Genomic DNA, 24,744 nt, shown 5'->3' with positions numbered 1-24,744 from the left:
GGGACTTCAGGACAGTGCGGATTTCAGACTTGCCAGAAAATCCTTGCCCGGACGGACTTCGCCGGCCTGAACCTCGCGGCGGGTCAGCACCGGCGGATTAACCAGCCGGTCGAGGGTCCTGGCTTCGTCCTCGTTCATCTCGAGCATGGCTTCCAGAACGGCCGCCATCATCACTTCCGAGGCGCGGGTGGCGCCGTCGTCGCATTTGAGCGCGATGCCGAGACCGAGTTCGGGAACGGCGCCGCAGAACACGCCTTCCGCCCCGGTCTTTACGAAGACCCGGCCGTTGAAGGCTGCCATCACATCGGTGCAGAACCGGTCGGTGCCGGCCACCATGAATGGCTCGTTGACGCAGGCCTCGTAGATCCGTTCCGCTGCCTTGGCCCGTTCAGGGTCCAGTCCCTCGCCGGTTCCGAAACAGGCAAAGGCCCGGGCAAAGCTTTCCAGCGGGGTCGCATAGGTCGGGATCGAACAGCCGTCGGTGCCGCAGATGTCCGAGGTCAGCGTGTCGCCGGTCAACTGTTCCAGCACGGCCTTGATTTCCTGCTGCACCGGATGATCGGGCAGCACATAGCCTCGCGTCGGCACGCCCATAACCTTTGCCAGTCCAAGAAAACCGGCATGCTTACCCGAACAATTGTTGTGCAAGGGACATGGCGTCTCGTCGGCGCGGATCAGGTCGGCGATATCTTCCATGCGCCGGGGCCAGTGGGAGCCGCATTCCAGGTCGTCTTCGGAAAGCCCCGCCTTGATCAGCATCACCCGCGCCGCATTGACATGCACCGCCTCGCCGGAGTGGGAGGCACAGGCAAGGGCCAGCTCCGCATCGTCGAAGTCGAGCGCATCGGCCGCTCCCGATTCCACCAGCGGCAAGGCCTGAAACGCCTTGATGGCGGAGCGCGGAAAGACCCGCTCGCGCGTATTTCCGATCGCGCAGACGAGCCTGCCCGTCGTGTCGGCCACGGCGACGGTGCCCCGATGAAAGCTTTCGACCAGCGTTCCGCGCGTGACTTCGACGGCAACGGGGTTTGTCATGCAAAAAGGCTCCTAATTCCCTATGGCACCGGCGGCAACGGGTGCCATCCAGTCGGACAGACGCGCGATGGCCTCTTCGATCACGCTGTCCTGCTTGCAGAAGCAGAATCGGATGAAATTCCCCGGCGCCTCGTCGCCATAGAAGGCGGAAACCGGAACCACGGCAACCCCGGCTTCTTCCACCATCTTGCGGCAGACCTCGATGTCATTGTCGCCGAGGCCGAGACCGGAAATATCGCAGGTCAGGAAATAGGTGGCCGCGCAGGGAAGAACACCGAAGCCGAGTTTTTCCAGTCCGGAAGCCATCAAATCGCGTTTGGCCTGGAGCTCGGCCGACAGGCCGTCATAGTAGCTCTCGTCCTTGCCCAGCCCGAAGGCGACGGCCTTCTGCAGGTTCGGCGGGGTGGTGAAGGTCACGTACTGGTGCGCCTTGGCGATCGGGTCGATCAACTCCTGCGCGCCGGTGATGTAGCCGACCTTCCAGCCGGTCAGCGAGAAGGTCTTGCCTGCGGAGCCGATACGCACACAACGGTCCGCCATGCCGTCGAAGGTCATCAGCGGCCGGTGTCTGGCGCCGTCGAACAGAAGGTGCTCATAGACCTCGTCGCAAATGGCGAAGACATCGTGGCGGACACACAGGTCGGCGATCGCCTGCAGTTCTTCATCGGAAAAGACCTTGGCGGTCGGGTTCATCGGGTTGTTGATCAGGATTGCCTTGGTGCGGTCGTTGAACGCGCGCTCCAGCGCATCCAGATCGAGCGCCCATTCCGGCGGGGTGACGCGCAACCGCACCGGTATCCCGCCCGCCCGCTTCACCATGGGCAGATAACAGTCATACAGCGGCTCGATCAGGATCACCTCGTCGCCGGGCTCGACCAGCGCCACCAGGCAGTCGGCGAGGGCTTCCGTGGCACCCGAAGTGACGATCACCTGGCTCTGCCAGTCGATGTCGAGACCGTAGAAACGCTTGTTGGCAGCGGCCACCGCCTGGCGCAATTCGGGCAGGCCCAGCATCGGCGGATACTGGTTCGGGCCGGAAATCAACGCATCGGCCGCAGCCTGGCGGATATCGAGCGGACCGTCCACATCCGGAAAGCCCTGACCCAGATTGACCGCCTTGTGCGTCATGGCGAGCCGCGACATGGTTTCGAAGATGGTCGTTTCCAGACCGGTAAAGACGGGATTTGTCGCTTTCATCACGGCCCTCCCCGGACCACCCGAATTCTTTTTTTGCTAATCGGCTTGTAGCGCCGGTTTTCCGGCGCGTCGAGAGGTGTTTGCACCGCCTTTTCTTTCCCCGGCTGAGGGGCGCAATCGACGGTCCGCTGCCGGGAACCTCCCGCAGGGTCAGAAAAACAGAAAACCGAAACAGGATCCATACCGATTGACTCACATACCAACCGGTTGGTATGTTAAAGCATGACAAGCTCATCCGAACCCAAAAACAAGAGAAAAGCGGTAGCCCGCACCAAGCTGCTGGAGGCGGCGCTCAGCGTCATCCGTGCCCAAGGTTACGCTGCTACCAGCGTCGACGACTTGTGCAGGGCCGCCGGCGTGACGAAGGGCGCCTTCTTTCACCATTTCAAGACGAAGGACGATCTGGCCGTCGCCGCCGCCGACTACTGGTCGCAGGTCACCGGCGCCCTTTTTAAAGGGGCCCCCTATCATGATCATGAAGACCCGCTCGACCGGCTTCTCGGCTATCTGGACTTCCGCAAGGCGCTGATTGCTGGCTCGGTTCCGGAGTTCACCTGCCTTGTCGGCACCATGACGCAGGAAGTCTACGACACCAGCCCCGCCATCCGGGAGGCCTGCGCCGACAGCATCTGCGGACATGCGGACACGCTCGTTGCCGATATCGCCGCGGCCGCGGAGCGTCACAGGATCACCCTGCCCTGCAGCGCGGAAAGCCTGGCGCTTCACACCCAGGCCGTCATCCAGGGCGGTTTCATCGTCGCCAAGGCGCGCAACGAGCCGCAACAGGCCATCGACAGCATCGACCACCTGACACGCTATGTCCGGCTTCTCTTCAATCTGCCCGCTTAGTCATTTGTTCAAAGGGAGGAAGTCTCATGAGTGAAGTGCAATTCCGCAATACCGACCTGAGCCTGGAAATCGAGCGCATCATCAAGGCGCCGCGCAGCGCGGTCTGGCGCTGCTGGAGCGAACCGGACCTTTTCAGGCAGTGGTTCTGCCCGAAGCCCTGGTCGGTTGCCGAGGCCGAATTCGACCTGAAACCGGGCGGCCGCATGAATACAGTGATGGTCGGTCCGAACGGCGAACGGATGGACAACAAGGGGGTTTGCCTGGAGATCAAACCGGGCGAGCGGCTCGTCTTCACCGACGCCTACGCGGAAGGATTTGTCCCGGCGCCCAACCCGTTCATGACCGGCTACGTTGACCTCTCCGACACGGAGGATGGTCATACCCGGATGATCTGGGGCGCAAGGCACAAAAACGAAGAGGACAAGAACAAGCATCTGGAGATGGGTTTCGAACCCGGCTGGACCGCTGCATCGGCACAGCTTGATGCACTGGCGCGCTCGCTCGAAGCGAGCGACGCCCCTATCCCCGGCCAACCGGAATTCGCGGCCAAGACCCGGCCCTGCTTCTTCCTGCCCGAGCAGGCCGAAGAGGCCGCCCGCTTCTATGTGTCTCTCCTGCCCGACAGCAGGATCGACTCCGTCGTCCGGCCGGACCCGAACGGCCCGGCGCTGGTTGTCGAGTTTTCCCTCGCCGGCACCGCCTACATGACCATGAACGGCAACCCGAACCCGGTTTCGTCCCATCTCGCCTCGATCTCGGTCCTGACCGACACCCAGGAGGAGACCGACCGGCTGTGGCGGGAGCTGATTGCCGACGGCGGCGAGGAAGGCCAGTGCGGCTGGCTCAAGGACAGGTTCGGCGTCCACTGGCAGATCGTGCCCAAGGCCCTGCCGCGGCTCATCCGCTCCGGCGGGCCGCAGACAGCGCAGCACGTCTTCGATGCCCTCATGTCGATGAAGAAGATCGACATTGCCGGGCTGGAGGCTGCCGCACGTATCGCGGCCTAGCGCGGCCGAAAACCTGGTTGGCGCGTCGGGAAAGCCGCCCGGCGCGCCTGTTCAGGCAAACGCACCAAGCGTGACCGCCATCACATTACGCAAGGTCATCTACGTGTAGCTTTTCCTCATCGGCGGCGGGAATTTCCGACCCGCCGGAAAGCAGAGGGAAAGACAATGTTCAAGAAAATCGCAGTGACCACCATGGCCGTCGCAGTCATCGCCACGTCCGCTATGACCGTCACGACCCAGACCGCAGATGCCAAGAACGGCCGCAACGGCGCGTTCGCGGCCGGCGCCGTCATCGGACTGGCAACCGGAGCCATCATCGGCTCGCAATACAACAACGGATATGGCCCCGGATACGGCTACGGCTATCGCCCGGCTCCCCGCCCGTATCACTGCCACAGCAGGGCCGTTCGCCGCTGGGATCCCTATTACGGCCAGTATGTGGTCGTCGGCTACCGCCGCGTCTGCAACTATTGATCCGACAAGAGCAGATCACCTGATTGCGAAAGACCTCCGGACCACCCGGAGGTCTTTGCACGTTCGGCCATTTTGACCGCCCGCAGCCCCCCTCAGACACAATTCTGTTTTGGAAGCCTGATTTCGTTGCGTAAGCTGCAAGAGCGACTCGCTCCAAAGGCACCAGAAAGACGATTCGGAGAAATGCCATGCTCGAAGTCCTGATCGGCGTCGTCGCCGTTATCGCAGGCATCATCATGATTGTCCGCCGCCCGGGTCCTTCGACGCCCGTATCCAGAATCGGCCGGCTCATTTATGGCCCACTCGGCGGGATCGTCGCCCTGGGTATCGGCCTGTTCATGCTGGCGTCGACCTCCTTCATATTCGTGGACGCCAACCAGGTCGGCCACCTGAAGCGGATCTACGCCTTCAAGGAACTGCCGCCGGGCAGAATCATCGCGCTCAACGGCGAAAAGGGCCCGCAGGCGGAAATTCTCGGCCCCGGTTTTCACTTCATTCCGCTGGTGCGCGTCCTTTATGACTTCGAGGAATTCGACGTGGTCACGATTCCCGAAGGCTACTACGGCCAGCTGACCACCCTGGACGGTAAGGCCATGCCGTCGGGTATGTTCATGGCGCCGGCCATCCCGGACGAAGACATGGGCGACATGCTGAAGGCCGATGTGTTCCTGACCAAGGGCGGTCTGCGCGGTCCCCAGGAAACGGTGCTGAAGCCGGGCCAATACCGCCTGAACCGCTATCTGTTCGATGTCCGGCTCGACCAGGGGACCAACGCCACGATCATTCCGGCCGGCCACGTGGGCGTGGTCAAGTCCAACGTCAGCCAGCCGGGCATCAACTGCGTGGAGGAGGAAGTCTCGGCATCGCAAGCCTCCCGCGAAGCGCTGTCCGTGCCGCTGGTGCCGCGCGGCTGCGTCGGCATCTGGAAGGACCCGCTTTTCCCCGGCGCCTATTACCTGAATCGCCAGGCCTATGAGGTCACCCTGGTCGACACCCGTGTCCAGACCTGGGAATACAAGGGCGGCTACACCAAGCGGATCATCGACCTTTCCGTCGATCAGGAAGGCGATATCAAGCAGACCGAGCGGTCGGTCAACGAACCGATGCCGGATGATGCCGCCGACCGGGCGGTCTTCGTCAAGGTCGAGGGCTGGGACATTCCGCTGGAGCTGCGCGCCCTGGTCCAGGTGGATCCGGCGAATGCGCCCGTGGTGGTCGGCTCGGTCGGCGGTCTTGAAGAGATCGAGAACCGCATCCTGACGCCCGCAATCCGTTCCATCGTGCGCAACGTGGCCGGCGCCTCGATCCGGGTTCCCAACAAGGATGCCAGCGGCGCGGTGGTCTCCCCGATCACCTACACCGTCCGCCCGACGCGGGTGCTGGACCTCATTGAAAACCGGGACGCACTGGAACAAACCATCGAGGCGCAGATCAAGATTGAAGGCAACAAGGCCGGCGTCGACATCCGCGAAATCCGCCTCGGCGAACCGGCGATCCCGCCGGAACTCCTGGTGTCGCGCCTGCGCGTCCAGCTCGCAGACCAGTTGTCGATCGCCTATGAGCGGGAAACCGACGCCCAGCAAAAGCGCATCGAGACCGAACAGGCCCGCTCCACCGCCGACGAACAGCCGCGCCTGGTGGAAGCCCAGATCGCGGTTCAGGTCGCCACCCAGCGTGAGCAGGAGCGCGCCGCTCTCGGCCGCGCCGAACGCCAGTATCTGGAGGAGCTTGCCCGCGGCCAGCGCGCCCAGGTCGACGTGCTCGGCCAGGATCGGGTCGCCCTGCTCCAGGCCCTTGAAAAGCTGCTTGCGTCACTGGAACGCAAACCCGAGCTTGTCGGGTTGGTCGGCAAGCTGGTGCCGAATACCATCGTCGGTGGCGACGGCGCCGGACTTGCGGGTGCGGCGGCCCTTCTCGGGGCAAGCATCGGCGGCCAGAACACCGGACAACCGCCCAAACCTGCGGGACAGTAAGCCTCCCGCTCTTCGAAAGCGCCGGTGCGATATGCGACCGGCCCTTTTCATATGTCAGGCGGGTGTAATTCCTGCGCAAACCCGATAGCGTAGGACGGTCAGTCTCAAACACCAGCCGCCGCCATGTTTGAAATCTCAAACCTGAAGACGCCCCTCATCGGCCCGATCTCCCTTTCGATCGCGCCCGGTGAGTGCGTTTCCCTTCGCGGCCCCTCGGGAACCGGCAAATCGCTGTTGCTCAGGGCCATTGCCGATCTCGATCCGAACGAGGGCGACGTCCGGCTGGATCAGCAGTCACGAAACCGGATGCCGGCCCCGCAATGGCGCCGTCTTGTGGCAATGATACCGGCGGAAAGCGGATGGTGGACCGACAACGTGGCCGACCATTTCAAACCCGGTCCCGAGACCGCCGCACTCCTTGAAGCCGTCGACCTGCCGAAAGCCCTCGACTGGAAAGTCAACCGGCTTTCCACGGGCGAAAAGCAACGTCTTGCTCTCGCCAGGGCACTCCACAACAAGCCCAAGGTCCTGCTGCTCGACGAACCGACATCCGCGCTCGACGAACAGGCGACCGCTCGCGTGGAAGACATCGTGCGCCGGCAGATGAGCGAGGGTGTCGCGATCCTGCTCGTCACCCACGACCAGGCGCAGGCGCAGCGTCTGGGCGGGCGCCATTTCCTGATGGAGCATGGACGGCTGTCACCGGTAGCGGAGGCCGTGGCATGAGCGGCTACATCGTCCTCTCGCCCTGGGACCTGGCCCTCGCCTCCCTGTTCATCCTCATCAACGCCGGACTGTCGCTTGCCCTCCGTCTTGGGCTGGAGCGGCAACTGCTGATCGCCGCCTTTCGGATGATTTTGCAATTGCTCCTGGTCGGCCTCGTCCTCAAGGTGGTGTTCGCAGCAGCATCGCCCTGGATCACGGCCCTTGTCGCCATTGTCATGATCGGGTTTGCGGGCCGAGAAATCCGCGCCCGGCAGGAGCGGCGCCACACGGGGCTTTGGGGCTACGGCCTGGGTGCGGCCGCCATGACCTTCTCAGGCACGCTCGTCACCGTCTTCGCGCTCACCACCCAGATCCAACCCGCGCCCTGGTGGTCGCCCCAATACGCGCTTCCCCTGTTCGGCATGATCCTCGGCAACACCATGACCGGCGTCAGCCTCGGGCTCGATTCCCTGCATTCGCTGGTCGACCGCGAACGGCGCGCCATCGAGGCCCAGCTTCTTCTCGGCGAGACAAGCCTGACCGCACTGCTGCCGCCGCTCCGACGTGCTCTGCGCAGCGGGTTCACGCCGATCATCAACTCCATGGCCGCCACCGGCGCCGTTGCCCTTCCGGGCATGATGACCGGCCAGATCCTGTCGGGCGCCGATCCCCAGGAAGCGGTGAAGTATCAATTGCTGATCATGTTCCTGATCGGCGGCGCGACCGGCCTTGGCGTCCTGATGGCCGTGCTCGCCAGTGCCTGGCGCCTGACCGATCCCCGCCATCGCCTCCGGCTCGACCGGCTGAGCGATTCCGGCTAGGAGTTGAGCCCAATCGAGGGATTGCGCTGGAACGGGAGGAACGGGAATGGATCTTGGACTTGAGGGTTTGCGGGTGCTGATCACTGCGGGCGCGTCAGGTATCGGCCTGCATACGGCGCGGGCCTTTGCCGCCGAGGGCGCGCGGGTGCACATCTGTGATATCGACGAAGCAGCAATCAGCGCCTTTCGGGCGGACAATCCCGATATCGGCGCCAGCCTGTGCGACGTCGCCGACCGGGACCAGGTGCAGGCGCTGTTCGACACGGCCCTGGAAAGCCTTGGCGGTCTGGACTGCCTGATCAACAATGCGGGTATCTCGGGGGCAACCGCTCCGGTGGAGCAGATGGACCCGGCCGACTGGGACCGCTGCATCGCCGTCACCCTGACCAGCCAGTTCAACTGCACCCGGCTCGCCGTCGAGCCATTGAAAGCCTCCGCCAATCCTTCGATCATCAATCTGTCGTCGGCGGCCGGAAAATTCGGGTTTCAGTTTCGAAGCGCCTATTCGGCCGCGAAATGGGGCATCGTCGGTTTCACCAAGACGATCGCACGCGAACTCGGACCGTTCGGCATCCGCTGCAACACCATCCTGCCCGGACTGGTGGAAGGCGACCGCCTCACGCGGGTGATCGCCGCCAAGGCGGACGCGCTCGGCAAGACCTACAGCGAAGCGGAAACGGACTTTCTCGCCCATGCCTCGATCAAGGAAATGATCGACCCCCGCCAGCTTGCCGACATGATGCTGTTTTTGGCCTCGCCCCGCGGCAGGACCATCTCCGGCCAGGCGATCAGCATCGATGCCGACCTTCAGACGCTTGCCTGAGCCCCGGTTCAAGTCTGAAACGGTCCGGGAAATGCGCTTCCGCATTTGACCTGAGCACTGATCGATATAACGTTGAGGAAAGAGATAAAACAGGCTTGCCAGCGCCACTTTACAACGACTTATTTACCCCGGTCGCCGACATTCGAACCAAGACGCCACCGCACCATTTGAATTTTCAAATTCCGACCATACTTACAAGCGGAATTAGAACCGACAGACAGGATTTGGAAGCAGGCAAATGATCCAAGTGATCCGGGCAAAGCACCGGCAATTGACCGAAGCAATCAGTGACTTTCTCAAGATGGAAGCCACCGGCGGGCTGTTTCTGGTTGCCGCCACTGTTCTGGCGATGGTTATGGCCAACTCGTCGCTTCTGGATACTTACACGGCGTTCCTGGGCATTCCGGTCGCCGTCCAGTTCGGCGAACTGGAGATTGCAAAGCCGCTTCTGTTGTGGATCAACGATGGCCTGATGGCCATTTTCTTCTTTCTTGTGGGTCTGGAAATCAAACGCGAATTCCGCATCGGTGAGCTGTCTTCGCCGGCGCAGGTGGCGCTGCCCGGTTTGGCCGCCATCGGCGGCATCCTGGTCCCCGCCGGGATCTACACCCTGTTCAACCTGTCCGATCCGGGCGGCCTGAACGGCTGGGCCATTCCGGCCGCCACCGATATCGCCTTTGCGCTCGCCGTGGTGTCGCTGCTCGGCAACCGCGTTCCCGGCAGTCTCAAAATCCTGCTTCTGGCGATTGCGATTTTCGACGATCTTGGCGCAATCGTCATCATCGCAATTTTCTATACCAGCGGCCTGTCCCTGACGGTCCTTGCGCTTGCGGTTATCCCGATTGCCATCCTCTTCATCCTCAACCGCATGGGAGTGACAAAAGCCTCGCCCTATATCGTTGTCGGCGTTGTCTTGTGGACAATCGTGCTCAAGTCAGGCGTACACGCGACCCTGGCCGGCGTGATCACCGCCTTCGCCATACCTCTGACGAAAGCAGAAGGGGCGCACCATTCGGTCCTGGAAGAACTGGAACACGGGCTGCACCGGTGGGTCGCATTCGGTATCCTGCCCCTGTTCGCCTTCGCCAACGCCGGCGTTTCCTTCGCCGGCATCGGGTGGGACAGCTTTACCGAGCCGGTCAAGCTCGGCATCTCTCTCGGCCTGTTCGCGGGCAAGCAGATCGGCGTTTTCCTGACCGTATGGCTGGCGGTGACTCTGCGGGTGGCGCCCATGCCGCGCGACGCAAACTGGGGCCAGATCTACGGCGTGGCTCTCCTGTGCGGCATCGGCTTCACCATGAGCCTGTTTATCGGAACACTTGCTTTTGAAACACAGTCCTATGTGGCCCAGCTGCGGCTTGGCGTTCTGACCGGTTCGATCGCCAGCGCCGTTCTGGGCTACCTCCTGCTGAGCTACACCTCCCGGTCGGCAACGGCGGGGGCATCGGCTTCGCATTCCTGAGCGGCTGACGGCTGATGAACGTGCCGGACGGGAGTGATCCCGTCCGGCATTTGCTTATTTGCACTCCGGTTTTTTCAATATCTTCGGCGCCTGGGCGTCCGCATTGGCATCGACGACACCGGTCTGAACACCGAAGAAGCAGTCGCAATTGTCTGCATCCTTGCCGGTGGTCCCATGAACGAAGGAATGGAAAAAGTTGTTCGCATAGGCTGGTCCGAGACCGACGAAATGGCTCTGATCCTTTTGGTTGAGCCCCGGCGTATCAAGCCAATGCACGATATTCTTTTCATGCGCCTTCACGTCGCCGGTCACGGTTCTCCTGCCGGTGCCCGGAACGCGATAGCCATGGGCGTCCCACGTGAACTTGGAAGTGTCCTTGGTTTCCGTATAAGGCTTCTTGACCGTGTTGCCTCCGACCGTCTCCTTCACATCGTATTCACGCTTCGCAGGCGTGCCCGCGTTGAAAACCGTGGTGCCGTTGACCCGCTGGCCCTCGGTACAAAGCGACGGAAACATCTTTTCGTAGAGTGACCAGATTTCTGCATCCATTCCCTTCGGCTTGTCCGGGCGGTTCAGGATTTCGATCTCGAAATGCGGCTCGAACTTGAAATTGCTGTTGATCAGTTTCTTGACCTTGTCGGTCGCGTGGTAGGGACCGTAGTTCGGTCCTCCCGTCACAGCCGTGAACTTGCCGAGACTTCCGTGGCTGGTATCCTTGGCAGACAGGCGAATGACGCCTGACTTGCACCGGCATCCAATGCCAGGAAACCGCTTTTTCACGAGATCGATCAGAATTTTCTGATCCTTGACCGGTTCATCGAGCGGAGAGCCCCGGTCGTACAGGTCAACGACCGAGCAAGGTTTCCCCGTGATCTGCTTGGAATAGGCACAGATCTTGACCGAAAATCTTTCCCCCCTGTACTGGAGCGCGTGGCCGATATCGATGCCGATCAGCTTGTCACCATAAAGAATGTCGCGCGCGCTCAAGGTGTTCAGAACGGGCACTTCAATCGGCTTGCCCCACATGTCGAAGACCCTGACGAAGATCTCCGCATCGAGAAGCGGCGACAGGTTTTCGGTTTCGATCCCGACCAGCAGCGTCAGGTCATTCGGATTGCCGAGTTCGAACCGCTCCGGCGCGTCGACCCCTGTCAGGACCGGTTCCCCGGGTTCCGCCGGGCGGGTCAGTTCGACCGGCTCGGTCCTCTCGGTCCGCGGGACCGGAGTCGGCTGCTGCTCTGGTTGAGCATTGACCGGACCGGCGCCCCCGACGGCCATCAGACCGGCAATTGCGAGAAATCGGGCATGGCTAATGGTTCGCATGGCTTGTTCCTCCCCTGCGATACCCCTCCTTTTTCCCTGCCTCGTCAATTATAGGGACAGGCACAGCGTTCACCACAACCAGGTCAGGAACCCACGCGTGTGCCGCAGCGGAAGAACAATACTAGCCCGGAGGCGGTGACGATCCGGATCCTTGTTGCTCAGCGCCCTCGCCGGCCGGCTGACCGCCGCAAGCAGCCTCAAACGCGGTTTGCAAGCGGGCCCTTGCCAAGTAGATTGGCCTCTACAGGTTCGGTTGCCCGCTGACCTGCAGACGGGGGGAGAGGTGACATGCGAAAGACCGGTTTCCGATCAGCAGCCCTGATCGCCTGCACAGTTGCAATGGTCTTGTCTCTGCCCGGGCCCGCCGCCGCCACCAGTGGTCCGGGATGCCTCGTCGTGGTCAATGTCGCGGCAAATGACGCGCTCAACATGCGGTCCCGCCCATCGGCGTCCTCGAGCATTGTCGATACGCTCGTACCCGGCCGCCACGGGATCATTCATCTCGATGCCCCCTGCGAACCGCCTTCCCGGCCCTGGCCCAGCCGCTGGTGCCCGGTCAGCCACTACAACGGCGACTTCGTCTCCCATGGCTGGGTGAAGGCCCGCTACGTGCGCGACAGCGACTGTCCATAGCGTTTAGCCGTCCCCCGCTTGATCGGTCAGATTGCGCGGCAGGCGCTGGTGCGCCTGCCCGTTCCATGCGCGCGGCACATAGCCGCTTCCCGCAGCGCACCCTTGCTGCGGTGCAATAAAATCTGTAGAAACACCCGTAATTCCATCTGATCCGAGGCGCCTTCCTCCCAAGACCCCCGGCGCGTGATCGAAAAAACGACAACGAGCTGGAGTGCCCCTTGACCGCACGCGCCGAGGCCCTTGCGCCTGTTTCGACAGAACTGTCCCTCTCCCGTATCAAGACCGAGCTGCTGGCCGGCCTGACCGTGGCGCTTGCCCTGGTGCCGGAAGCCGTCGCCTTTGCCTTCGTCGCAGGCGTCAATCCGCTGGTCGGCCTTTACGCCGCTTTTCTCGTCGGCCTGATCACCGCTCTTGCCGGCGGCCGGCCGGGCATGATTTCAGGCGCCACCGGCGCCCTTGCGGTGGTGATGGTCTCGCTGGTTGCCCAGCACGGCGTGGAATACCTCTTCGCCACGGTGGTGCTGATGGGCCTCATCCAGATCGGCGTCGGGCTCCTGAAATGGGGCAAGTTCATCCGCATGGTGCCCCATCCGGTCATGCTCGGCTTCGTCAACGGCCTGGCGATCGTCATTTTCCTGGCCCAGCTCGGCCAGTTCAAGGTGCCGGACGGCTCCGGCGGCTTCACCTGGATGGGCGGAACCGATCTCTACCTGATGCTCGGCCTGGTGGCCCTGACCATGGCGGTGATCTGGCTGCTGCCGAAGGTGACCCGGGCGTTTCCGGCGCCGCTCGCCGGTATTCTGGCGGTTTCCGCACTCGTGATCGGTCTCGATCTCGACACGCGGTCGGTTGGCGATCTCGCCTCCATCGCCGGCGGGTTTCCGGAATTCCACATTCCGATGGTGCCGCTGACCTGGGACACGTTCAAGATCATCCTGCCCTATGCGGTGGTGATGGCCGCCGTCGGCCTGATCGAGTCCCTTCTGACGCTTAACCTGGTCGCTGATCTGACCAACACCAAGGGCGGCGCCTCGAAGGAATGCCTGGCCCAGGGCGCGGCCAACGTGGTCACCGGCTTCTTCGGCGGCATGGGCGGCTGCGCCATGATCGGCCAGTCGATGATCAACGTGAAATCCGGCGCACGCACGCGCATCGCCGGCACGGCGGCAGCCCTGTTCCTGCTGTCCTTCATCCTGTTCGCCTCGCCGCTGATCGAACAGATCCCGGTCGCCTCCCTGGTCGGCGTCATGTTCATGGTCGTGATCGGCACCTTCGCCTGGACGAGCCTGAAGATCATGCACCGGATCCCGATGACCGACGCGCTGGTGATCGTTCTGGTCACCGTGGTCACGGTGCTGACCGATCTTGCCACCGCCGTCGTGGTCGGGGTGATCATCTCCGCACTTGCCTATGCCTGGAACGCCGCCAGCCGGATCAGCGCGCGGATCGGCGTCAGCAAGGAAGGCTGGAAGGTCTACCGCCTCTCCGGACCGCTGTTCTTCGGATCCACCACCCGCTTTCAGGATATTTTCGACATCAACAACGATCCGGACGATGTCGTCATCGACTTCATCGACAGCCGGGTGGTCGACCATTCCGGGCTCGAGGTGATCGACGCGCTCGCCTCCAAATACGAGGCTGCGGGCAAACGCCTGCATCTGCGCCACCTGTCGCCGGATTGCCAGAAGCTCCTGGAAAAGGCCGGCAGCCTGGTCGAGGTCTCGATCCTGGAAGACCCGGACTACGAGGTCGCGGTCGACTATGGCCACAAGTTCGACCCGGTCGAGAAGGCCCGCTGACGGCCTTCCCTCCCAAAGGATACCGAAGGGCGGCTTTCCCGAAAGCCGCCCTTTTTTCTTGTCCCGCGCTAAATTACGACCCGATCTTTACGCAGAGCCCGCCCGTCGCCGATACTCGGCCCGTCCTTCTTGAATACGGATTCTGCCCTCCATGCTGCCGAAGCGCTTTCGCATCACCCCGACGCTGACATCGGTGATCGGAGCTTTCGTCTTCATCACCGCCGCCCTCGTTCTTCTGGTTCAGGCCTATACGTCGCAGAAAGTGGTCCGCCACCTCGGCGGCGAACTGGTCGACACGGGCATGCGCTCGCTCGAAGGGGCGTTTAACGACAAGCTCGATGCCGTGGTGGAGATGGGACATTTCACGGCGGAGGGCCTCAAGTCGGGGGGAATTCCGCGGGATGACCCGGATGCGGTGGCCGAGTATCTCTACGGTTCGCTGGCGGCCATGCCTCATGTCTCCTTCGTTGCCGTATCGGACCAGGATGGAAACACGGTGGAGATCGACCGCGGTAAGGCGGATGATATCTCCATCCCCAATTTCATCAGGAACGCAAAAAACGATCCGATCCTCGGCCCGCTTCTGGACGAGGCTGCCAAATCCGATGAACCGTTCTGGACAAAGGCGAAATACCTTCCCGGGCGCGGACACAGCTATATCGGGCACATTACCCCGGTGCGGATCGAGGGAAAATTCGCGGGCATCGTCATTGTCGCCATGTCGCTGCACCGCGTTTCCGATATCACCCGGGATATTTCCAGCGACATGATCACCGTGTTCCTCATGGAACCCGGCACCAATAATATTTTCGCGCACCCGGCGCTTACCGCCGAAAACGACCAGGCGACGGTATCCCGTCCGCTGATGGACGTGGCCCACGTCCCGGACGAGTTTCTCTCAAACCTGGCCTCGACCGAACTCGTGGAAAGCGGGACAGACGGGAAGAACCGGGGGCATGAATTGCGCGTCGGGTATGACGCCCAGGGACACAGGCGGTTTATCCTCCTGGACAACGGTGCCCATGGCCTCAAAGGCTTTCCGGTCCGCCTCGGCGCGCATTTTCCGGCAGAGGTTCTCGAACAGCCGCTGCATCAGCTCAGCGACGCCGCTCTGATCGGCGTGGCCCTTCTGGGTCTGTCCCTGATCGGCGCCGGCATCCTGTCCCACCATATAGGTTCGCCCATCAGACGGGCTGCAAAGGGGGCCAGAGCCGTGGCCCGGCTCGATCTCGATGCCGTCCTCCCCCTGCCCCACTCCATGGTGCGTGAACTGGACGACCTGTCCACCGGCTTCAACGCCATGGTCGGCGGCCTGTCGGCCTTCATGCGCTACATGCCAAAGACCCTGGTCACCAAGCTCATCCGCGAAGGCCGCGCGGACACGCCGCCGGAGGAACGCGACCTCACGGTGCTGTTCACCGACATCGTCGGCTTCACGTCCCTGTCGGAATCCATGAGCGCGACGGAGGTCGCGGCCTTCGTCAACCATCACCTGACGCTGATCGGCTCCGTCATCGAGGCCCACGGCGGCACCATCGACAAATATGTCGGCGACAGCGTCATGGCGTTCTGGGGCGCGCCGGAGAGGATCGAGAACCCGGTCGAACCGGCCGCCCGGGCAGCCCTGGACATCGCCCGGATCATTCATGAGGACAATCTGAAACGAAAGACCGAAGGCCTGCCGCCGGTGCATATCCGAATCGGGCTTCACGGAGGCGCTCTGGTCGTCGGCGACATCGGCGCGCCAAGCCGGGTCAACTACACCGTCATCGGCGACACGGTGAATGTGGCCTCGCGGCTGGAATCCCTCGGACGTGAAGTCGATCCGACGGCCGAGGTCATCATTCTTGCGTCACGGGAGTTCGGCGACAGCCTGCCCGGCGGGATCGGCTTTACCCGGCTGGGAGAGCAGAAGGTCAAGGGCAAGGACAGGCCGGTTGAGGTCATCCGGCTTAATCTGGATGCGGGTTGATTACCCGGCTTTCTTCAGAAATTGATTCAACATTGTCATTTTTGACAGGGTCGAATTGAGAAAGTGATTCAAGTTCTTCAACCACACGATGAAACTGATTCCGGAAACGGCGGCAATTGATTGAATTGCCGCCGTTTTCTCATTCGCCTTTCCCTGAGTCAGCGTGTTCAACCGATCAGTGAACCAGGATGTTCCGGAACTGCCAGGGATCGCTTTCGTCGATGTCTTCCGGGTAGAAACCGGGGCGCCCCTGCAGCGGCGTCCAGTCGGTGTAGTAGCCCTTCACCGGACCGAGATAGGGCATCTGGATTTCCAGGCAGCGCCTGTAATCCATCTCGTCGGTTTCCACGATGCCCTCTTCCGGATTTTCCAGCGCCCAGACCATGCCGGCCAGCACCGCGGACGAGACCTGCAGGCCGGTCGCGTTCTGGTAAGGTGCAAGCTTGCGGGTCTCTTCAACCGAAAGCTGGGAGCCGTACCAGTAGGCGTTCTTCGCGTGGCCGTAGAGCAGTACGCCGAGCTCGTCGATGCCGGTCTCGATCTCGTCCTCGTTGAGGACATGCAGCTCCGGCTGGATCCGGCCGGCGGCGCCGAAGAGTTCGTGCAGCGACAGCACGGCCACGTTCGCCGGGTGATAGGCGTAGTGGCAGGTCGGCCGGTAGGTGGCCTTCTTGTCCTTCTTCACGGTGAAGTAGTCGGCAATGGAGATCGCCTCGTTATGGGTCACCAGGAAGCCGTACTGCGCGCCGGGCGTCGGGCACCAGGTGCGCACGCGGGTGTTGGCCCCGGACTGTTCCAGATAGATCGCCGCCCGGCATCCCTTCTCGTGAGCCTTCGCGTTGCCGGGCTTCCATTTCTCATGGGTGCCCCAGCCGAGTTCCGCCGGCTGGAAGCCCTCCGACAGGAAGCCCTCCACGGACCAGGTGTTCCAGAATGCGTCGAGCGGCTTTGCCCCCTTGGCGATCTGCGTGTCGCGCTCGGCGATGTGGATGCCCTTGACGCCGGCCTTCTTCATCAGCTTCGCCCAGTCCTTGCGGCTGGCGGGTTCCTTGAACTCCAGGCCGATGTCCCGGGCGATATCGACCAGCGCCTTCTTGACAAACCAGGAGACCATGCCCGGGTTGGCGCCGCAGCAGGAAACGGCAGTGGTGCCTCCCGGATTTTTCTTCTTCTCCTTGCGCACGGTCTCGCGCAGGGCGTAATTCGTCCGGGCTTCGGCGTCGGCCTCATCGTCGAAATAGAAGCCGGGCCACGGCTCCACGACCGTGTCGATATAGAGCACGCCCAGTTTGCGGCAGAGCTTCATGATGTCGAGGGAAGACGTGTCGACGGAGAGATTGACGCAAAACCCCTGGCCCTCGCCCTCGGTCAGCAAGGGGGTCAGGATCTCCTTGTAGTTTTCCGGGGTCAGGGCGGCCTTCTCGAAACGATAACCCTTACCGGCGATCAGCGCGGCATCCCGGTCCACCGGATCGATCACGGTGAATCGACCGGCGTCGAAATCGAAATGACGCTCGATCAGGGGCAACGTGCCCTTGCCGATGGACCCGAAGCCGATCATGACGACCGGACCGGTGATCTTGCCGTGTTTCGGCCATGCCGGAGCTGCCCCCTTCTTCGGAGCAGGCTTTCTGGCCGGGGCCTTTCGGATCGGAGTCCTGCGAGAGGCTGCAGGTTTCGCAGCAGCCGGTTTCGATGCCGAGGTTTTGGCGGCTGCCGGTTTGCGCACGGCAGGCTTGCGGCTGGCAGGCTTGCGGGTTCCGGATCCGGGAGTTCGTGCTTTGGACGGGGTTTCGTCGGTCATCTCTCTCCACCTCAGACAAAAAAAATGTGCCGGCACTGGCATTGCCGGCACATGTTCATATTGAAAGGTCCTTCAGGCAACCTTGTGATAGGGCAAATCGACGGACGGCAGACCAAGTGCCGCAACCGGATCGATCTGGCCGGCGCCCGCGAGGCAACCGGAAAGCCGCTCCAGATGGCCGGAGGTGAACTCCAGACCGAGGAAACGCTCCCGCTCGAGCGGACCCGGCAGCACGACACCGTCCAGGAGCCCGCGTGCGAAGCCGAACCGCTCATAATAGGCCAGATCGCCCACGAGCAGAACGGAACCGTGACCGGCGAGGGCTGCCTGGGTCAGCGCATGACGCATCAGCCGGTCGCCGATACGCTGTCCCTGACAGGTCTTGGCAACCGCAAGCGGTCCAAGCATGAGCGACCCCTGGCCCGTACCATCCGAAACCGGCCAGAGCCGGACGGTGCCGACAAGTTCGCCGTCTTCGTCCAGCGCCGAATAGGCAAAGGCAGGAAGGCGGCCTTCGCGCAGCCGCTCACTGGTTTTCTGATGCCGGTCGAAGCCGAAGCTCAGATCGAGCAGCGCCTCGCGGGCGCCGACATGGGCCGGCGCCTCGTCAACAATGTGTATCATCACCGGCGATCCTCAGATCACGTAGGAGGCAAGCGGCGCGAAGCCGTTGAAGCCCACGGACGAGTAGGTGGTGGTATAGGCACCGCAGGCCTCGATCAGCAGCTTGTCGCCGATCGACAGGCTGACCGGTAGTTCGTAGGGCGTCTTTTCATAAAGAACGTCCACGCTGTCGCAGGTCGGGCCGGCCAGCACGCAGGGAGCCGTCAGGTCGCCGTCGCGCGGGGTGCGGATCGGATAGCGGATCGCCTCGTCCATGGTCTCGGCGAGGCCATGGAACTTGCCGATGTCCAGAAAGACCCAGCGGACGTCGTCGTCAGCGGACTTCTTGGAAATCAGAACCACTTCCGTCTCGATCATGCCGGCGTTGCCGACCATGCCGCGGCCCGGTTCGATGATGGTCGACGGCAGGCGGTTGCCGAAGTGATCGGTGAGCGCACGGAAGATCGCCTCGCCGTAGCTCGGCACGCCCGGGACGTCCTTCAGGTAACGGGTCGGAAACCCGCCGCCCATGTTGACCATCTTCAGCTCGATGCCGCGGGTCGCCATTTCGCGGAATACGCCGGCGGCCATGGAGAGCGCTGCATCCCAGGCACCCAGGTTCGCCTGCTGCGAGCCGACATGGAACGACACGCCGTGGGCTTCAAGGCCCGAGCGGTGAGCATGTTCCAGAACGTCTGCCGCCATTTCCGGGGCGCAGCCGAACTTGCGCGACAGCGGCCATTCGGCGCCGACACCGTCACAAAGCACACGGCAGAAAACACGGGAACCGGAGGCAACGCGGGCGATCTTGTCGACTTCTTCCACGCTGTCGACGGCAAACAGGCGCACGCCATATTCAAAGGCACGGGCAATGTCCCGTTCCTTCTTGATGGTGTTGCCGTAGGAAATGCGGGACGCATCGGCGCCGGTCGCCAGCACCATCTCGATTTCGCCGACGGAGGCGCAATCGAAGGAGGAGCCCAGGCTTTCCAGCAGGGTCAGGATTTCGGGCGCCGGATTGGCTTTCACGGCGTAGTAGACAGAGGTGTCCGGCAGGGCCTTCGCAAAGGTCAGGTAGTTTTCACGGACAATGTCGGTGTCGACGACAACGCACGGACCTTCGTCTGCGCGGCGGCGGAGGAATTCGCGGATACGTTCGCTCATCGGGGTATGCCCTTTTTCCAATCTGTCGTGCGAAGCCGGCTTTCTCTTTGCTGGCCGCTTCGCAGCTTCACGTCGCAGGATGCCGCGAATGCAGGACCGTGATCCCCGTGGTGGAAGCCGGGGGCGGCGTGCAATAGCGGCGACGGTTGGGCAATGCAGGCCGGAGGCCGCGCAAAGCTTTCCCGCGTCGGGAATGCCGTTGATTGGATCGGAAAACCGAACCGCACGTCGGGCAATGATGTAACAAGTGCCTCTTCAGTGACCCCGGAGGTTGGAAACCCCGGCAGAGACCGAAAAAACCCTCTTACGTCGTTGCTTTAAGCCGTCCGGATCATGCTGCCCCGCCCCTTGGCGGTGTTTTGCGGCAGCGGCCCCTTAAGAGATGTCTGTGTCAGCCATCCCATGAACGACCACGGGCACGTGCGAATTTGGGCAAGCCGTAAATGGGCCAATTCGCCTTTCAGTTCAAGAGATTTTTTTCTGGAAACTCAAAAAAATTCAAAAGCGAAAGAAGGGGCCCGAACGGACCCCTTCTTCTGACAGGCCGCCGCCAGTGCGGGTGGGGGGCATTGACTGACGGCTGCTGCCAATTCTGCAGGCCGGGGAAGGCAATCTCCGGCCGAATCAACCGGACCTCAGCGGTTGCCGCGGCCGCAATTCTTGCCGCCATGATGGCCGTGGCCGAAGGAGCCGTGATAGCCCCTGCCCTTGCGGCCAAAGTCGGCGGAGGTGATGACACCGTCATCGTTGCGGTCCATGCGCTCGACCAGATCCTTTGTCCGCTCGGCATGTTCTTCGGCGGTGACTTTAAGGTCGCCGTCGGCATCCATCGACTGGAACATGCGCACGACACGCGGTTCCTGCAGGGTCATCCAGATCGCGGAGAAGTCATCCAGGCTGAAGGACCCCGACTTGTCCGTATCGGCAGAGGCATAGAGCTTGCCGCGAACCTCGTTGAACTCCTCACGGGTGATCTTGCCGTTGCCGTCCGTGTCAAAGACCTGGAACAGGCCGGCCATCATGCCGTGACCGCCCATCGGTCCCATTCCCATATGACCGCGAGCGCCGCCGCCCATGCCCCAGCCATGCCCCCAACGCGGGCCATTGCGGCCGTCGTCATCACGTCCATGCCAGCCCCAGCGATGGTGTGCGCCGCGCATACCGTCATCGTCGTTCCCGCGCATTCCGCGGCCCTGGCCGGGACCGTAGCCCTGACCCATTCCCGGGCCCATTCCCTGACCCATTCCCGGGCCCATTCCCTGACCCATTCCCTGGCCCATTCCCTGGCCCATTCCGCGGCTGGGGGTGGCATCGTCATCGGAATCCGTGGCGCTGCCCGGCTTCATCCGCGGACCGGGACCGAAGCCGGGGCCGCCGGGACGGCCGCGCAGGATTTCCAGTTCGCCGTTGCCGTCCCGGTCGAGACGGGCAAACATACGGTCGGTCTGTGCGTTGAATTCTTCTTCGGTGACAGTACCGTCGCCATCCTTGTCCAGGCGCTGGAAGGCACGGACCTGCATGTCCTTGCTCATTTTGGCGAAAGCGGCCTTGGCCTCGGCCAGATCGATCGAACCGTTTCCGTCCGTATCAGCCTCGGCAAACCGCGTCGCCGCAGCTTCATCGACTTCGACCTGGGTGATGGCGCCGTCGCCGTTGACGTCGAAACGCTCCATGATACGGCCGCCGCGCATGCCGTCACGCGGACCGCCCATCATATGCCAGCCGTGCGGACCGTTTCCGCCACCCCAACCCTGGGCATATGCGCTCATGGATGTGGTGAGAGCCGTGCCCGCAACACCTGCTGCCAGCGCCGCAATTGCGAATGTCTTAAGCGTTTTCATCCCACATTACTCCGTGGTTCGTCGTTGCGATGACCAAGAGATAGGTGGGAATTGTCTCAGAAATACGGTCGGAAACCGGGGGAAGTGTCGCCAAATGTCCGCATTTGCGGCCCTGTTACATCCTGTTACAAAATCTGCGCGCAAACGCGTTCGCTACGCATTAGTTAGGGTCAGGACCCATTAATTTTGCTCATTCTGTTTGCCAGGGAGGGTTGGAATGAGCGTAAGAGCGAGCGCAGGACAGGTTGTCCCTATCCAAGCTCGATGTTGCGGTCAGGCCGGCCTTCCCTGGCAAACCCGAAGGGCGGGGCGTCTTTGCCTGCTGACAGCGTTAGAGATCCTTGAAAACCGGATGGTTTCCTGCGGCTCTCTGCCTTGTCAGAAGACAAACCCACTCCCGCAGAATGTGTAAAATTAGTGAGTCCTGACCCTAAGATTACAAAGACGTATTATCGACTGGAGCCGACAGTGAACGACCCGAGTCCCCATATTCTCGTCGTGGACGACCACCGCGATATCCGGGAGACGCTTGCGCGTTATCTGGTCAAGAACGGCCTCAGGGCGACCACGGCGGAAAGTGCTGCCCATGCCCGCAAGGCGCTGAAGGCGGCTTCCATCGATCTTGTCGTGCTGGACATCATGATGCCCGGCGAAGACGGGCTGTCGCTCTGCCGCCACCTGGTGGAAACGGGCTCGATTCCCGTCATCCTGCTGACGGCCATGGCGGATGACACCGACCGCGTCATCGGTCTTGAAATCGGCGCCGACGATTATGTCACCAAGCCCTTCAATCCGCGCGAACTGCTGGCCCGCATCCGTGCGGTCCTGCGGCGGACATCGATCGTGCCCAGGGAACGCGATCCGATCGAACAGGAGGAACTGGGCTTCGAGGGCTGGCGCCTCAACGTCTCCAAGCGGGAACTGCTCGACGCGGACGGTGTCGTGGTTCCGCTCTCCAGCGGCGAATTCCAGCTCCTGTGCGCCTTCCTGAAACGGCCCAAGATGGTGCTGACCCGCGACCAGCTTCTGGACCTGACCACCGGACGGACACCGACCGTGTTCGACCGATCCATCGACAACCAGGTGTCGCGGCTCAGGCGCAAGATCGAGGTGGACCCGAAGGATCCCAAACTGATCAAGACCGTCTGGGGGGGCGGCTATATGCTGACGGCGGATGTCAAAGGCAGTGCTGAATGACGCTTTCTTCCTGGCGGTTTCCCTATCCACGCAGTCTGGCCGGCCAGCTCATCGGGCTGTTGCTGATCGCCCTGTTCGTCGCCCAGGCGATCAGTATCTGGATATTCCATGACGAACGGCGGATCGCGCTGATCGAGGTCGCGCGCGACAATATCCTGATGCGCGCCGTCTCGATCGCCAAGCTGATCGACGAGACGCCGAAGCCCTTGCATGACCGGGTTCTGGAAGCCTCCTCCAGCAGGTTCACCGCCTTCTGGATCGGTGAGGCGCCCGTCGTTCGCGAAACCGGCGACGACGGTACGGAAACCCGCCTTCAGCAGATCCTGTCGAACCGGTTTTCACCGCCGCGCGACGTCCGGCTTGACCTGATAGACCCGCGCGGCCGCCAGCCGGACAGCGCGGTTTCGACCGACGACGACGGGAATGACGAGCAGCCGAAACGCCCCTCTTGGCGCGGTCCGTCCAACGGCAAGCACGGCGGCCGGCTGCGCAAGATCATGCACGGCCACATCGACCTCGCGCTCAGCATCCCGCTATCGGACGGCTCTTTCCTGAATGTGGAAACCAGCTACCGGCCTCCGCCGCGCACGTTGATGCCGCTCCTGGTGCAGCTCGGCCTGATGGCGCTGGCGGTGATCCTGATCGTGGGTTTTGCCGTCAGACGGGTCTCACGCCCCTTGCGGGATCTTGCCAATGCGGCCGAACGGCTCGGCCGGGGCGAGGATGTCTCTCATCTGGAGGCGGCCGGACCCATGGAGGTGCGCACGGTGACGGAGGCCTTCAACAGCATGCAGGACCGGCTGACCCGCTTCGTGCGCGACCGGACGCGGATGCTGGCGGCCATCAGCCATGACCTGCGCACGCCGATCACCTCGCTCAGGCTGCGCGCGGAATTCATCGAGGACGATGAAAACCGGGAAAAGATCATCGAAACCCTGGAGGAAATGGGCCAGATGACCGAGGCGACCCTTGCCTTTGCCCGCGACGAGGCGGCAAAGGAAGAAGCAAGGCCGACCGATCTCGGGTCTCTTCTGGAGAGCCTTGCCGGCGATCAGCAGGACCTCGGCCATCAGGCAACGGTCAACGAAGCCGACCGGCTGGTGATTACCTGCCGGCCGGTTGCCCTGAAACGCGCGTTCCGCAACCTGATCGAAAACGGCATCCGCTACGGCGAGGCGGTCGAAATCGATCTGTCCCGCGATGGAAAGGACGCGGTGATCACCATATCCGACCAGGGACCGGGCATTCCCGAGGACCGGCTTGCGGATGTGTTCGAACCCTTTGTTCGCCTTGAGGAATCGCGCAGCGAGGAGACCGGCGGCATCGGTCTCGGCCTTGCCATCACCCGCTCCATCATCCACGCCCACGGCGGCACGATCGAACTGAAGAACGGTGACGACCGCGGCCTTAAAGCGGTGGTGCGACTGCCGATCGGGGGTTAGGTCACGGACCTAAAGCGCCGCCTTGCTGTCCTCCGGCGCTTCCGCGCGGTCATTGAGGCCATAGTCGCGGATGACGCTGCACACCTTCAGCCTGTAGTCCTTGAACAGCACGTTCCGGCCCGCGGCCTGCGCCTTGCGGTGGGCCATGACGTTGCGCCAGTCATCCAGCGCCTTTTCATCGCGGAAGAACGAGATCGACAATAGTTTGCCCGGATTGGTCAGGCTCTGGAACCGTTCCACGGAGATGAAGCCATCGATCTCCTCCAGGACGGGCTTGAGGCTGGCCGCGATTTCCAGGTAACGGTCCTTGTGTTCCGCATGCGGTTCGACTTCGAAAATGATGGCGATCATTGCTGCTCCTCCGGCCTCTTTTGCGATGAAGATATACCGCCCGAAGCCAGCGTGAGAAACGTGCGATCTTTGCGAAACTGAATTTCTGTGAAGCCTGAGATTACACCCTGATGGAGGCGTTCCCTCCCCTGCTTCAGAATAAAAAACCCGGCCGAAGCCGGGTCTTCAAGGCTCGGGATCAACGCCCGCCCCTTTTGCGCTCTTGTGCCTTTCAGGCCTGAGCGTTCTTTTCCGGCCACCGCTGCGATGGCCGGCGGTTATCAGGTTGC

The 24,744-nt window shown here is 62.4% G+C and carries 21 protein-coding genes; 13 read left to right on the top strand and 8 right to left on the bottom strand.

What is annotated here, in order from left to right; genetic code table 11:
* Window positions 1-6 precede the first annotated feature (6 nt).
* On the bottom strand, window positions 7-1,035 hold the full coding sequence (locus HK439_RS02690; protein ID WP_190289830.1) for an asparaginase: 1,029 nt from the start codon (window positions 1,033-1,035) through the stop codon (window positions 7-9).
* A gap of 12 nt (window positions 1,036-1,047) precedes the next feature.
* Entirely contained in the window at window positions 1,048-2,232 is a 1,185-nt protein-coding gene (locus tag HK439_RS02685; protein WP_190289829.1) for an aminotransferase, read from the bottom strand.
* 222 nt (window positions 2,233-2,454) lie between these two features.
* Between HK439_RS02685 and HK439_RS02680 the strand changes: the two genes are divergently transcribed.
* From HK439_RS02680 to nhaA, 8 genes are all read left to right on the top strand, one after another.
* Window positions 2,455-3,081, top strand: a complete 627-nt coding sequence (locus HK439_RS02680) for a TetR/AcrR family transcriptional regulator (protein WP_190289828.1) — start codon at window positions 2,455-2,457, stop codon at window positions 3,079-3,081.
* Between the two features lie 26 nt (window positions 3,082-3,107).
* Window positions 3,108-4,088 carry a VOC family protein gene (locus HK439_RS26780; protein WP_235987540.1) on the top strand — a complete coding sequence of 327 codons (981 nt, stop codon included), beginning with the start codon at window positions 3,108-3,110 and terminating at the stop codon, window positions 4,086-4,088.
* A 165-nt stretch (window positions 4,089-4,253) separates the two neighbouring features.
* Window positions 4,254-4,562: a tyrosyl-tRNA synthetase gene (locus HK439_RS02670; protein WP_190289827.1), complete on the top strand. Its 309-nt coding sequence runs from the start codon at window positions 4,254-4,256 to the stop codon at window positions 4,560-4,562.
* Between the two features lie 188 nt (window positions 4,563-4,750).
* Window positions 4,751-6,535 (top strand): SPFH domain-containing protein, encoded by a 1,785-nt coding sequence (locus HK439_RS02665; protein ID WP_190289826.1) that lies wholly within the window; start codon window positions 4,751-4,753, stop codon window positions 6,533-6,535.
* A 123-nt stretch (window positions 6,536-6,658) separates the two neighbouring features.
* Window positions 6,659-7,261 (top strand): ABC transporter ATP-binding protein, encoded by a 603-nt coding sequence (locus HK439_RS02660; RefSeq protein WP_190289825.1) that lies wholly within the window; start codon window positions 6,659-6,661, stop codon window positions 7,259-7,261.
* On the top strand, window positions 7,258-8,061 hold the full coding sequence (locus HK439_RS02655; protein ID WP_190289824.1) for an ABC transporter permease: 804 nt from the start codon (window positions 7,258-7,260) through the stop codon (window positions 8,059-8,061). Before HK439_RS02660 ends, HK439_RS02655 begins: the two co-directional genes overlap by 4 nt.
* A gap of 46 nt (window positions 8,062-8,107) precedes the next feature.
* Window positions 8,108-8,884, top strand: coding sequence for an SDR family oxidoreductase (locus tag HK439_RS02650; RefSeq protein WP_190289823.1), 777 nt, complete (start codon window positions 8,108-8,110; stop codon window positions 8,882-8,884).
* 238 nt (window positions 8,885-9,122) lie between these two features.
* Complete coding sequence (nhaA, locus tag HK439_RS02645; protein ID WP_190289822.1) at window positions 9,123-10,346, top strand: Na+/H+ antiporter NhaA; 1,224 nt, start codon at window positions 9,123-9,125, stop codon at window positions 10,344-10,346.
* 54 nt (window positions 10,347-10,400) lie between these two features.
* Here the strand turns inward: nhaA and HK439_RS02640 are convergent, their stop codons facing one another.
* Window positions 10,401-11,669: a hypothetical protein gene (locus HK439_RS02640; protein WP_190289821.1), complete on the bottom strand. Its 1,269-nt coding sequence runs from the start codon at window positions 11,667-11,669 to the stop codon at window positions 10,401-10,403.
* Window positions 11,670-11,957: 288 nt separating this feature from the next.
* Between HK439_RS02640 and HK439_RS02635 the strand changes: the two genes are divergently transcribed.
* The 3 genes from HK439_RS02635 (at window position 11,958) to HK439_RS02625 (ending at window position 16,073) form a co-directional block, all read left to right on the top strand.
* Window positions 11,958-12,302 carry an SH3 domain-containing protein gene (locus HK439_RS02635; RefSeq protein ID WP_190289820.1) on the top strand — a complete coding sequence of 115 codons (345 nt, stop codon included), beginning with the start codon at window positions 11,958-11,960 and terminating at the stop codon, window positions 12,300-12,302.
* A 218-nt stretch (window positions 12,303-12,520) separates the two neighbouring features.
* Window positions 12,521-14,101, top strand: a complete 1,581-nt coding sequence (locus tag HK439_RS02630) for a SulP family inorganic anion transporter (RefSeq protein ID WP_190289819.1) — start codon at window positions 12,521-12,523, stop codon at window positions 14,099-14,101.
* A 151-nt stretch (window positions 14,102-14,252) separates the two neighbouring features.
* Window positions 14,253-16,073 (top strand): adenylate/guanylate cyclase domain-containing protein, encoded by a 1,821-nt coding sequence (locus tag HK439_RS02625; RefSeq protein ID WP_190289818.1) that lies wholly within the window; start codon window positions 14,253-14,255, stop codon window positions 16,071-16,073.
* Window positions 16,074-16,248: 175 nt separating this feature from the next.
* On the opposite strand, the gene HK439_RS02620 is transcribed toward HK439_RS02625, so the two are convergent.
* The 4 genes from HK439_RS02620 to HK439_RS02605 all read right to left on the bottom strand — a co-directional run bounded on the left by HK439_RS02620 (window position 16,249) and on the right by HK439_RS02605 (window position 21,485).
* Window positions 16,249-17,634: a homospermidine synthase gene (locus tag HK439_RS02620; protein WP_190290014.1), complete on the bottom strand. Its 1,386-nt coding sequence runs from the start codon at window positions 17,632-17,634 to the stop codon at window positions 16,249-16,251.
* Window positions 17,635-17,949: 315 nt separating this feature from the next.
* Window positions 17,950-18,501, bottom strand: coding sequence for a GNAT family N-acetyltransferase (locus HK439_RS02615; RefSeq protein WP_190289817.1), 552 nt, complete (start codon window positions 18,499-18,501; stop codon window positions 17,950-17,952).
* Between the two features lie 12 nt (window positions 18,502-18,513).
* Complete coding sequence (locus HK439_RS02610) at window positions 18,514-19,644, bottom strand: type III PLP-dependent enzyme (protein WP_190289816.1); 1,131 nt, start codon at window positions 19,642-19,644, stop codon at window positions 18,514-18,516.
* Window positions 19,645-20,279: 635 nt separating this feature from the next.
* The gene (locus HK439_RS02605; protein WP_190289815.1) at window positions 20,280-21,485 is read right to left on the bottom strand and encodes an EF-hand domain-containing protein; all 1,206 of its coding nucleotides are present in this window, start codon (window positions 21,483-21,485) and stop codon (window positions 20,280-20,282) included.
* A 468-nt stretch (window positions 21,486-21,953) separates the two neighbouring features.
* Here HK439_RS02605 and HK439_RS02600 point away from each other — a divergent pair, with 468 nt between their 5' ends.
* Window positions 21,954-22,682 (top strand): response regulator, encoded by a 729-nt coding sequence (locus HK439_RS02600; protein WP_190289814.1) that lies wholly within the window; start codon window positions 21,954-21,956, stop codon window positions 22,680-22,682.
* Window positions 22,679-24,124 carry an ATP-binding protein gene (locus HK439_RS02595; RefSeq protein ID WP_190289813.1) on the top strand — a complete coding sequence of 482 codons (1,446 nt, stop codon included), beginning with the start codon at window positions 22,679-22,681 and terminating at the stop codon, window positions 24,122-24,124. The genes HK439_RS02600 and HK439_RS02595 overlap by 4 nt, the downstream gene beginning before the upstream one ends.
* Before the next feature lie 9 nt (window positions 24,125-24,133).
* Here the strand turns inward: HK439_RS02595 and HK439_RS02590 are convergent, their stop codons facing one another.
* The gene (locus HK439_RS02590) at window positions 24,134-24,475 is read right to left on the bottom strand and encodes an antibiotic biosynthesis monooxygenase family protein (protein ID WP_190289812.1); all 342 of its coding nucleotides are present in this window, start codon (window positions 24,473-24,475) and stop codon (window positions 24,134-24,136) included.
* Between the last annotated feature and the right edge of the window lie 269 nt (window positions 24,476-24,744).

Origin of the sequence: Roseibium aggregatum (genome assembly GCF_014692675.1) — a bacterium.
GTDB classification, from domain to species: Bacteria; Pseudomonadota; Alphaproteobacteria; order Rhizobiales; family Stappiaceae; genus Roseibium; species Roseibium aggregatum_C.
This window is presented reverse-complemented; position numbering and strand designations above follow the sequence as displayed.